A 9,966-nucleotide genomic window follows, 5' to 3' on the forward strand; every position below is an offset into this window, starting at 1 on the left:
GGTGCGGCGCAGCGCGCGGGTCTGCGCCAGGGCGACCTGGTTCTCGGGGTGGGCGCCACCGACGTGGTCGATGGCGAGCAGTTGCGCGAGCTGATCCGGCAGTCCGTGCGGGGCAGCGAGCCCCTGGTGCAGTCCTGGCGCATCGAGCGCGCAGGGCAGCGGCTGACGATCGAGGTACTTGCCGAAGCCCGGGCGCAACCGGGCGCGGTGCCGGGCCACATCGGGGTCATCGGGGCCTACGTCGGCGCCACGCCCGAGTTGGTGACGGTGGAGTACGGTCTGTTCGAGGGCGCCTGGGCCGGCCTGATCAGGACCTGGGACATTTCGGCCCTGACGCTGCGCATGCTGGGCCGCATGCTGATCGGCGAGGCGTCGCTGAAGAACCTGAGCGGGCCGCTGACGATTGCCGATTTCGCGGGCCGTTCGGTGAGCCGGGGGCTCACGCCGTACATCGGCTTTCTGGCGCTGCTCAGCGTGAGCCTGGGCGTGCTCAACCTGCTGCCGCTGCCGGTCCTCGATGGGGGACACCTGATGTATTATCTTTGGGAGGCCGTCACGGGCAAGGGCGTATCGCAGGCCTGGATGGAATGGCTGCAGCGTGCAGGGGCCGCGCTCCTGCTCCTCGTGATGTCCGTCGCCCTGTTCAACGACGTCACCCGGCTCTTTGGCTAAACTCCTGCCGCGCTTCTCCGCAGCGGCGCCTGCTTCACCCATGACACAACATATTCATCGCCTGGGCCTGCGCGCCGCGTCGGCTGCTTCCGCTTTGCTCACCCTGTTTCTTGCCGCCGGCACGGCCTGGGCGCTGGAGCCTTTCAAGGTGCAGGACATCCGCGTGGAAGGCTTGCAGCGGGTGGAGCCCGGCACCGTGTTTGCCTCGCTGCCGCTGCGCGTGGGGGACGACTACGACGACGAGAAGGGCGCCGCCGCGATCCGCGCGCTGTTCGCGCTCGGCCTGTTCAAGGACGTGCGCCTGGAGGCGAGCGGCAACGTGCTGCGCGTGCTGGTGCAGGAGCGCCCGACGATTGCCGACGTGGACTTTGCCGGAACCCGGGAATTCGACAAGGACGTGCTCAAGAAGACCATGCGCGACGTGGGTCTGGCGGAGGGCCGTCCGTACGACAAGGCGCTCACCGACCGCGCGGAGCAGGAACTCAAGCGCCAGTACATCAACAAGAGCCTGTACGGCGCCGAGGTGCTGACGACGGTGACGCCGGTCGAGCGCAACCGCGTGAACCTGAGCTTCACGGTGGTCGAGGGCGAGCCCGCGCGCATCAAGGAGATACGCGTCGTGGGCAACAAGGCGTTCAGCGAATCCACGCTGAAGGGCCTCTTTGACCAGGACACGGGGGGCTGGCTGAGCTGGTACACCAAGTCGGACCGCTATTCACGCGCCAAGCTCGACGCCGACCTGCAAACCCTGCGCTCGTACTACCTGGAGCGCGGCTATCTGGAGTTCCGGGTGGACTCCACGCAGGTCGCGATTTCGCCGGACAAGCAGGACATCTCCATCGCCGTGAACGTCACCGAGGGCGCGCGCTACGTGGTCTCGGGGGTGAAGCTCGAAGGCGACTACCTCGAGCGCGACGACGAGTTCAAGGCGCTCGTGGCGATCCGCCCCGGCGAGCCTTACAACGCCGAGCAGGTCACGCAAACCACCAAGGCGTTTTCCGAGTACTTCGCCCGCTTCGGTTTTGCCTTCGCGCGGGTCGAGGCGGTGCCGGAAATCGACCGCGAAAACAACCGCGTGGCCTTCATCGTGCAGGCCGATCCGGCGCGCCGGGCCTACGTGCGCCGCATCAACGTGAGCGGAAACAACCGCACGCGCGATGAAGTGATCCGGCGCGAATTCCGCCAGTACGAGGCCTCGTGGTACGACGGCGACAAGATCCGGCTGTCGCGCGATCGCGTGGACCGCCTGGGCTTCTTCTCCGAGGTGCACGTCGAGACGCAGGAGGTCCCGGGTTCCCCGGACCAGGTGGACCTGGTGATCAACGTGGTCGAGAAGCCCTCGGGCTCGCTGCAAATGGGCGTGGGGTTCTCCACCGCCGAGAAGGTCTCGCTCTCGCTGGGCTTCACCCAGGAGAACATTTTTGGCTCCGGCAACTACCTGGGCGTTGACGTCAACACCAGCAAGTACCGCCGCACGCTGGTGTTCAGCACCACCAACCCGTACTTCACGCCCGAGGGAATTTCGCGCACGCTGGACCTGTACTACCGCACGGACAGGCCCTACGAAGACCAGGGCGGCAACTACCAACTGATCACCATGGGGGGTGCGGTGCGCTTTGGCGTACCGTTCAGCGAAACAGATACGGTGTTCTACGGGGGGGGATCGAGCAGACCCGGATCAGGCCCGGGACGAACATTCCCGCAACCTATCTCTCCTACGCCGAGCACTTCGGGTACAGCAGCCTGTCGGCCCCTCTGACGCTGGGCTGGTCGCGCGACGACCGCGACAGCGCGCTGGTGCCCAATTCGGGGCGTTACCAGCGTCTGAACTCCGATTGGTCCGTGGCCGGGGACACGCGCTACCTGCGGGCGAACTACCAATTCCAGCAGTACGTGCCGCTGAACAAGCGCTTCACCGTGGCCTTCAACAGCGAGCTCGGCCTTGGCAAGGGAATCAACGGCCGCCCCTTCCCGGTGTTCAAGAACTTCTACTCGGGCGGCCTGGGGTCGGTGCGCGGCTTCGACCAGGGCACGCTCGGTCCGCGCGACGTGACGGGCGCGTCGCTGGGCGGACCGAAGAAACTCACGCTGAACGCGGAACTGATCGCGCCCTTCCCGGGCGCCGGAAACGACCGGACCCTGCGCGTCTTCACCTTCGCGGACCTGGGCAATGTGTTCGGAGAGAACAAAAAATTGCCTTCAAGGACCTGCGCGCATCCGTGGGGCTGGGCCTGAGCTGGATTTCGCCGCTCGGCCCCCTGCGTCTGGCGTTTGCGCAGCCAGTACGTAAGTTCGCTGGCGATAGAATCCAGAAACTGCAATTCCAGATCGGAACCTCCTTCTAATGAACTCCCTTTCCCGCCAGATCTCCTTGGTCCTGTTGCTCGGCGCGCTCGTCGTTGCGGCCCCGGCCCCGGCCCGGGCACAAGAATTCAAAGTCGGTTTCGTGAATACCGACCGCATTTTCCGTGAAGCGAATACGGCCAAGGCCGCGCAGGCCAAGCTGGAGCAGGAGTTCTCCCGCCGGGAGAAGGAGTTGGTCGAACTGGGCAACACGCTCAAGAACGCCACCGAGAAGTTCGAACGCGAAGCGCCCACCCTGGCCGAGAGCCAGCGCACGACGCGGCAGCGCCAACTGGTGGACCAGGACCGTGATTTTCAGCGCAAGCGCCGTGAGTTCCAGGAAGACCTGAGCGTGCGCAAGAACGAGGAACTGTCCTCGGTTCTGGACCGCGCGAACAAGGTGGTCAAGCAGGTCGCCGACGCCGAAAAATACGACGTGATCCTGCAAGAGGCCGTCTACGTGAACCCCAAGTACGACATCACCGACAGGGTGATCAAGGCGCTCAACAATACCGCTGCCGGCAATGCCGCGTCCAGCGCCAAGTAAGCTCCGGCGCAGGACAGGTGGCGCGTGAGCCTGCTTCTGGGGCAGATCGTTGACGCGCTCGGTGGCGCGCTCGAAGGGGGCGCGCGTGACACCCCGATTGCCCGCATTGCGTCACTGGACGCTGCCGGCCCGGGGGATCTGAGTTTTCTGAGCCATCCCCGCTACCGCCAGCAGCTGGCCGCCTCCCGGGCGGCCTGCGTCATTGTGGCGCCGGCCATGCGCGAGCTGGCCCTGGCGCGCGGCGCGTGCATCGTCGCGCACGACCCCTACGTCTACTACGCGCGCGCCACGCAGCTGTGGCGCGCGCGCAATGCGCCCGCGCCGCGCGGCGGTGTGCACGCCAGCGCGGTGGTCGATCCCGGCGCGCAGGTCCATCCCTCGGCGCGCATCGGTCCGCTGTGCGTGATCGAGCGCGGCGCGCAGGTCGGCGCGGACAGCTGGCTCAAGTCGCGCGTCACCGTGGGCGAGGACTGCCGCATCGGCGCGCGCTGCATCGTGCATTCCGGCGTGGTGATCGGCGCCGACGGCTTTGGCTTCGCGCCCGAGCAGGGGCAGTGGGTGAAGATCGAGCAACTGGGCGCGGTGTGTATCGGCGACGACGTCGAGATCGGCGCGAACACCTGCATCGACCGCGGCGCCCTGCAGGACACCGTGGTCGAGGACGGCGTGAAGCTCGACAACCTGATACAGATCGGGCACAACGTGCGCATCGGCCGGCACTCGGCGTTCGCCGGCTGTGTGGGCGTGGCCGGCAGCGCGCGCGTCGGCGCGCACTGCACGGTCGGCGGCGGCGCGGTCGTGCTCGGGCATCTGGAACTCGCGGACGGGGTGCATATTTCGGCCGCCACGGTCGTCACGCGCTCGCTGACCCGGCCCGGACAGTACACCGGCTTCTTTCCCATCGACGACAATGCGCGCTGGGAAAGGAACGCTGCGACACTCAAGCAACTGCACCGTTTGCGTGAGCGTATCAAGGCGTTGGAGCAGACGCTCCAAGGGAGCATGAACGGAAGAACCCCCCGATGATGGATATCCACGCAATCCTCAGGCAACTGCCTCACCGCTACCCGTTCTTGCTGGTGGACAAGGTGCTCGAGCTCGAGAGCAACGTTCGCATCAAGGCGATCAAGAACGTCACGTTCAACGAGCCTTATTTCATGGGCCATTTCCCGGGCCGACCGGTGATGCCCGGCGTGCTGATCCTCGAAGCCCTGGCGCAGGCGGCGGGGTTGCTCGCGTTCGACGCCATGGGCAAGGTGCCCGACGAGAACAACATCTACTACTTCGTCGGCATCGACGGCGCGCGCTTCAAGCGCCCGGTGGAGCCGGGCGATCAGCTGCTGCTGGCCATCACGATCGACCGCGTGCGCGGCGGCATCTGGAAGTTCAAGGGCCTGGCCAGCGTGGGCGATGAGGTCGCCTGCGAAGCCGAGCTCATGTGCACCATGCGCAGCGTGGGAAGCTGACCCGAGCCTGCGCCGGACGTGAGCACCATCCATCCCACCGCCATCGTCGCGGACGGCGCCTGCCTGGACCCCTCGGTCAGCGTGGGGCCCTACGCCGTGATCGGCGCGCAGGTGGTGATCGGCCCCGGGACCAGCGTGGGCGCGCACTGCGTGATCGAGGGGCGCACCACGATCGGCGCGGACAACCGCATCGCGCCGTTCGCTTCGCTGGGCGGGCCTCCCCAGGACAAGAAATACGCGGGCGAGCCGACGCGGCTCGTCATCGGCCAGCGCAACACCATCCGCGAGTTCTGCACCTTCAACCTCGGCACCGCGCAGGACCGGGGGGTGACGCGCATCGGCGACGACAACTGGATCATGGCCTACGTGCACATCGCGCACGACTGCGTGGTCGGCGACCAGACCATCCTCGCGAACAACGCCACGCTGGCCGGGCACGTGCAGGTGGCGGACCAGGCGATCATTGGCGGGCTCACCGGAGTCCACCAGTTCGTGAAAGTCGGCGCGCACGCGATGGCCGGTTTTGCCAGCCACGTCACGCAGGACGTGCCGCCCTTCATGCTGGTGGCGGGAAACCCGCTGGCGCTGCACGGCCTGAACCTCGAAGGTCTGCGCCGGCGCGGCTTCACGGCCGCGCGCGTCGCGGGGATCAAGCAGATGCACCGCCTGCTGTACCGCGAGGGCCTGACGCTGGAGGCCGCGTGCGAGGCCCTGGCGCAGCTGCCCGCAAGCCACCCCGAGGCCGCGTCCGACGTCGCGCTGATGCGGGACTTCCTCGGCACATCCACGCGCGGCATCGTGCGCGCCCGGGGATGACGGCGCCTCCCCCCCGCGTCGCCATGGTGGCGGGCGAAGCATCGGGCGACCTGCTCGCAGCCTTGCTGCTCGACGGATTGCAGGCGCATTCGCCGGGCCTGCAGTCCCACGGTATCGGCGGCCCCCAGATGGAGAGCCGCGGATTCAGCGCCTGGTGGCCGAGCGACAGGCTCGCCGTGCACGGCTACAGCCTGCAGGTGCTGCGCCGGCTGCGCGAGCTGCTGGGAATCCGCAAGCAGCTGCGCGAGCGCCTGCTCGCAGACCGTCCGGACGTCTTCATCGGCGTGGACGCGCCCGATTTCAACCTGTCCCTGGAGGCCGATTTGCGCGCCGCCGGCGTCAGGACGGTGCATTTCGTCTGTCCGTCGATCTGGGCCTGGCGCGCCGACCGGGTCGAGAAGATCCGCCGCAGCGCGGACCATGTGCTGTGCGTCTTTCCGTTCGAGCCCGAACTGCTGGCGCAGCATGGCATCGCCGCCACCTACGTGGGCCATCCGCTCGCGGGGGTGATTCCCATGGAGCCGGACCGTGCTGCGGCCCGGGCGCGGATCGGCCTGCGCGACGCCGACGAGGTGCTGGCGATCCTGCCCGGCAGCCGGGAGTCGGAGATCGAGTACATCGCCCCGCTCTTTTTTGCCGCGGCAGCGCTGCTGCGCAGAACCCGGCCAGCGATCAAATTGCTCGTTCCCGCGCTGCCGGCGCTGCGCGAGCGCATCGTGCTCGCGGCGCGGTCCTGCGGTCTGGCTGGCGCTGCGCTGGAAATCGTTTCCGGGCAGTCGCACAGCGTGCTCGCGGCCTGCGACGCCGCGCTCGTCGCCAGTGGCACGGCCACGCTCGAGGCCGCGCTCTTCAAGCGCCCGATGGTCATCAGCTACCGCATGCACCCCTTGAGCTGGCAGCTCATGCGCCGCAAACAACTGCAACCCTGGGTCGGGTTGCCGAACATTCTTTGCCGCGACTTCGTGGTTCCGGAACTGATTCAGAATGCTGCCACGCCGCAGGCGCTGTGCGCTGCGACGCTGCAATGGCTGGACGCGCGGTGCAGCGCGCCGCAAAAAATCACGGACCTGGAGCAGCGCTTTACCGCGCTGCACGCAAGCCTGCAACGCAATACATCTCAACTGGCTGCCGATGCGATCTGCAAAATCATCTCCAACGCCGCCTGAGCAGGCGCGCCTGCCGTGGCACCCGCCGGGCCTCGTCGCCGGAATCGACGAGGCCGGCCGCGGCCCCTGGCGGGGCCCGTGGTGGCTGCCGCCGTCATCCTGGACGAATTGCAGCCGATCGTGGGCCTGGCGGATTCAAAAAAGCTCACGCCGGCCCGGCGCGAGAAGCTGTACCACGAGATCCGGGCCAAGGCGCTGTGCTGCAGCGTTGCCGAGGCCAGCGTGCAGGAGATCGACCAGCTGAACATCCTGCAGGCGACGCTGCTGGCCATGCGCCGCGCCGTGCTGGGCCTGCGGCTCAAGCCCGCGCTGGTGCTCGTTGACGGCCGGCAACTGCCGGCGCTGGACGTTCCCGCAGAGGCCATCGTCCGGGGGGACGCGCTGCTGCCCGCGATCTCGGCGGCGTCGATCCTCGCCAAGGTGCACCGCGACCACTGGTGCGTCGAGGTGCACCAGCAGTTTCCGCAGTACGGCTTTGCCGGGCACAAGGGCTATGGAACGGCCATGCACCTGGCGGCGCTGCGTGCGCATGGCGCCAGCGTCCACCACCGGCGCTCGTTCGCCCCGGTGGCGCAGAGCCTGGCCGCCTGAACCGGTCCGACGCGGGACCCCCGATGCGCTCCGCGTCCGTTGCGGCGATCCACTCCCGGGACAACGCCTTCGTCAAGGACCTGCGCAGGCTGTCCCGGGACAGCGCGGCGTACCGCAGGCAGGGCCGGGTGTGGCTCGAAGGGGAGCATCTCTGCCGCGCAGCGCTGGCGCGGGGTCTGCGCGCGGCGGTCGCGGTGTTCTCCGAGCCTTTCTGGCCGCAGGCGCAGGCCGAATTCGCGCACGCCGCGGACAAAACCGTCGTGCTCGCGCAGGCGCTGTTTGCGCACGTCAGCGCGCTGGAATCGCCCGCGCGCATGGGCTTCATCCTGGATCTGCCCGCGCCCGCCGCGCTGCGGCCCGCGGTGGCGAGCGTGGTCCTGGACCGGGTGCAGGACGCGGGCAACGTGGGCTCGATCCTGCGCAGCGCCGCCGCGTTCGGGTTCCGCCAGGTGCTGAGCGTCGAGGGCAGCGCCGCGCTGTGGTCGCCCAAGGTGCTGCGCGCCGGGATGGGGGCGCATTTCGCGCTCGATTTGATCGAGAACGTGGCGCAGGACGCCATTTTGCGGCTCGACCTGCCCCTGCTCGTGACCAGCCCGCACGCCGGCGACCTGCTGCACCGCACCGACCTGCCCTGGCCCTGCGCCTGGGTCCTGGGGCATGAGGGGCAGGGCGTCGCACCCGCGCTGGAGGCCAGGGCCGCCCTGCGCATCCGCATTGCCCAGCCCGGCGGCGAGGAGTCGCTGAACGTGGCGGCAGCGGCGGCCATCTGCTTGCACACCAGCGGCGCGGGGCGCTGAGAGGGCTTCGGTCCGGGTCTCATGACCAGAAAATAACAGCACATGAATATGCGTCTTTCACGCGATGGATACGTTGCAAATTCTCGCGATAATTAAGGGTATCGCTGCGATTTTGCCTTGCCATGAAGCGAAATTCAGGCGTTTCATTTTGTGCTATTATTTTCGGGTAAATACTAGAATTTATAGGGGTGATGGACATCATTCGGGTCGATGTCCATCATGTTGATGATGGCGGACCGGACGCATCCCGTCTCGAAGGCCAGCGCCTCGGTGTCGTTCCATTGCTCAAGCTTTATGGTCGCGGTTCGCGTGATGCTGAAGTGGTGTCTGGGGAATTGATACGTGCGCCTGGGAATGACTCCCACGATGGCATGGCAAATCGCCTGCCCGCGGCGTTTCATGGTGAAGGCGGTGGAGTAGATGAAAATCTCCCACGCGTCGGCGGGAAAGCGGGCGGTAAAACCGTCTGTCACAAGGTCTTGAACGTCCTTCGCCTGGACGTTGCCGTAGCTCGCGATCACGAATTCGCCAGCGCTGGCCAGGTTCAGGCTTGATGCCAGGGTGCAAAGGGCAATGAGTCGTTTCATGGTGGGTGCTCGCAATGATCAGAACCAGAAGATCTGGTACCCGGAGTCGGGCGGATATCCCAGGAGCGACAGCGGCATACGCGCCGCCGCACCGGCTGCGGTGATGCTCCCGTCGGCCTGCGCGCCCGCGTCGAAGCGTCCGCCGTCCTCGATCCGGAAGTCGAGCCGCAACTGCTCGCCTTCGAGCACCATCTTTCCGCCGTAGAGCTCGCTGGCCAGGTTCACCCAGACTCCCTCCTGGTTCGGCATCCAGTAGCCGTTGACGTCCAGCGCCGGGTCCACGTAGAGGCTGAACGTCTCCGTGCGGATTCCCGGGGCCAGTTCCGCCTGGAAACTGATGAGCCCGATGGGCATTTCCAGTCCCCGGGTCAGGTCGGCGGGGGCGTCCTTCTGCGCCAGGCTGGTGATGCGCGTGCCGTGGTCGGCGCTGAGCTGGCCGTCCTGGCCGCCGGCCACCAGGGTGGTCTGCGTGGTCGGCGCGCTGCCCGGGCTGCTTTCGCCCTGGGGGCTGACGACAAGGGTGGTCGAGGCCACGGCGGTGCGCTGGCTGCTCTTGGTGCTGGTGCTGGTGCTACCGCCTCCTCCGCCTCCTCCTCCGGAACCCTGGGGCTGGTCTGCGGCGGGATGGGGTCTGTCTGGCGCGTCGGCGGTCGTGGTCGGGAGCAGCTTGTCGGCCACGCTGCGCACGCCGATGGTGTGGCTGCCGTCCTGGCTGCTGGCCACCGGGGTGGTCTGCGTGGTCGGCGCGTTGCCCGGGCTGCTTTTATCCTGGGGCTGGTCTGCGGTGGGGATGGGGTCTTTGGGTTTTGGGTCTCTGAAGAGGACGCTGCCGAACAGCGGCCACAGGGTGCTGACCGTGGACATGCCACCCCAGGTGTCCACTGCGGCGTCGGTGTTGCTCGCCTGTCCGCTGTCCTTGCCGTCCTGGCTGCCGGCCACCAGGGGGGGCTGCGTGCTATCCGGACTGCTTTTGTCCGGGGG

9 protein-coding genes and 2 pseudogenes are annotated in these 9,966 nt (G+C 67.4%); 9 read left to right on the forward strand and 2 right to left on the reverse strand.

The window, feature by feature from the left end; translation table 11 throughout:
• The 9 genes and pseudogenes from rseP to VTU_RS0113790 form a co-directional block, all read left to right on the forward strand.
• A partial coding sequence (gene rseP / locus VTU_RS0113750; protein ID WP_010105090.1) for an RIP metalloprotease RseP occupies positions 1–672 on the forward strand: 672 nt, incomplete at its 5' end.
• A 40-nt stretch (positions 673–712) separates the two neighbouring features.
• Positions 713–3,017 (forward strand): annotated as a pseudogene (bamA, locus tag VTU_RS27265) (outer membrane protein assembly factor BamA).
• Complete coding sequence (locus tag VTU_RS0113760; RefSeq protein ID WP_010105091.1) at positions 3,017–3,562, forward strand: OmpH/Skp family outer membrane protein; 546 nt, start codon at positions 3,017–3,019, stop codon at positions 3,560–3,562. Before bamA ends, VTU_RS0113760 begins: the two are co-directional and overlap by 1 nt.
• A 24-nt stretch (positions 3,563–3,586) precedes the next feature.
• Positions 3,587–4,588, forward strand: a complete 1,002-nt coding sequence (gene lpxD, locus VTU_RS0113765) for a UDP-3-O-(3-hydroxymyristoyl)glucosamine N-acyltransferase (RefSeq protein ID WP_010105092.1) — start codon at positions 3,587–3,589, stop codon at positions 4,586–4,588.
• Positions 4,585–5,028 (forward strand): 3-hydroxyacyl-ACP dehydratase FabZ, encoded by a 444-nt coding sequence (gene fabZ / locus VTU_RS0113770; RefSeq protein WP_010105093.1) that lies wholly within the window; start codon positions 4,585–4,587, stop codon positions 5,026–5,028. The genes lpxD and fabZ overlap by 4 nt, the downstream gene beginning before the upstream one ends.
• An 18-nt stretch (positions 5,029–5,046) precedes the next feature.
• The gene (lpxA, locus tag VTU_RS0113775) at positions 5,047–5,844 is read left to right on the forward strand and encodes an acyl-ACP--UDP-N-acetylglucosamine O-acyltransferase (protein ID WP_010105094.1); all 798 of its coding nucleotides are present in this window, start codon (positions 5,047–5,049) and stop codon (positions 5,842–5,844) included.
• A 23-nt stretch (positions 5,845–5,867) separates the two neighbouring features.
• Positions 5,868–7,010, forward strand: coding sequence for a lipid-A-disaccharide synthase (gene lpxB, locus VTU_RS0113780; RefSeq protein ID WP_010105095.1), 1,143 nt, complete (start codon positions 5,868–5,870; stop codon positions 7,008–7,010).
• Positions 6,976–7,601 (forward strand): annotated as a pseudogene (gene rnhB, locus VTU_RS27270) (ribonuclease HII). The gene lpxB and the pseudogene rnhB overlap by 35 nt, the downstream one beginning before the upstream one ends.
• A 23-nt stretch (positions 7,602–7,624) precedes the next feature.
• Entirely contained in the window at positions 7,625–8,398 is a 774-nt protein-coding gene (locus tag VTU_RS0113790; protein ID WP_010105097.1) for a TrmH family RNA methyltransferase, read from the forward strand.
• A gap of 173 nt (positions 8,399–8,571) precedes the next feature.
• Here VTU_RS0113790 and VTU_RS0113795 read toward each other — a convergent pair whose 3' ends face one another.
• Both VTU_RS0113795 and VTU_RS34875 read right to left on the reverse strand, forming a co-directional pair.
• The gene (locus VTU_RS0113795) at positions 8,572–8,985 is read right to left on the reverse strand and encodes a hypothetical protein (RefSeq protein WP_010105099.1); all 414 of its coding nucleotides are present in this window, start codon (positions 8,983–8,985) and stop codon (positions 8,572–8,574) included.
• Between the two features lie 18 nt (positions 8,986–9,003).
• On the reverse strand, positions 9,004–9,966 hold a 963-nt coding region (locus VTU_RS34875), incomplete at its 5' end, for a choice-of-anchor U domain-containing protein (RefSeq protein ID WP_010105100.1).

The sequence above is a fragment of the Verminephrobacter aporrectodeae subsp. tuberculatae At4 genome (assembly GCF_000193225.1).
In the GTDB taxonomy this organism is placed as follows: Bacteria; Pseudomonadota; Gammaproteobacteria; order Burkholderiales; family Burkholderiaceae_C; genus Acidovorax; species Acidovorax aporrectodeae.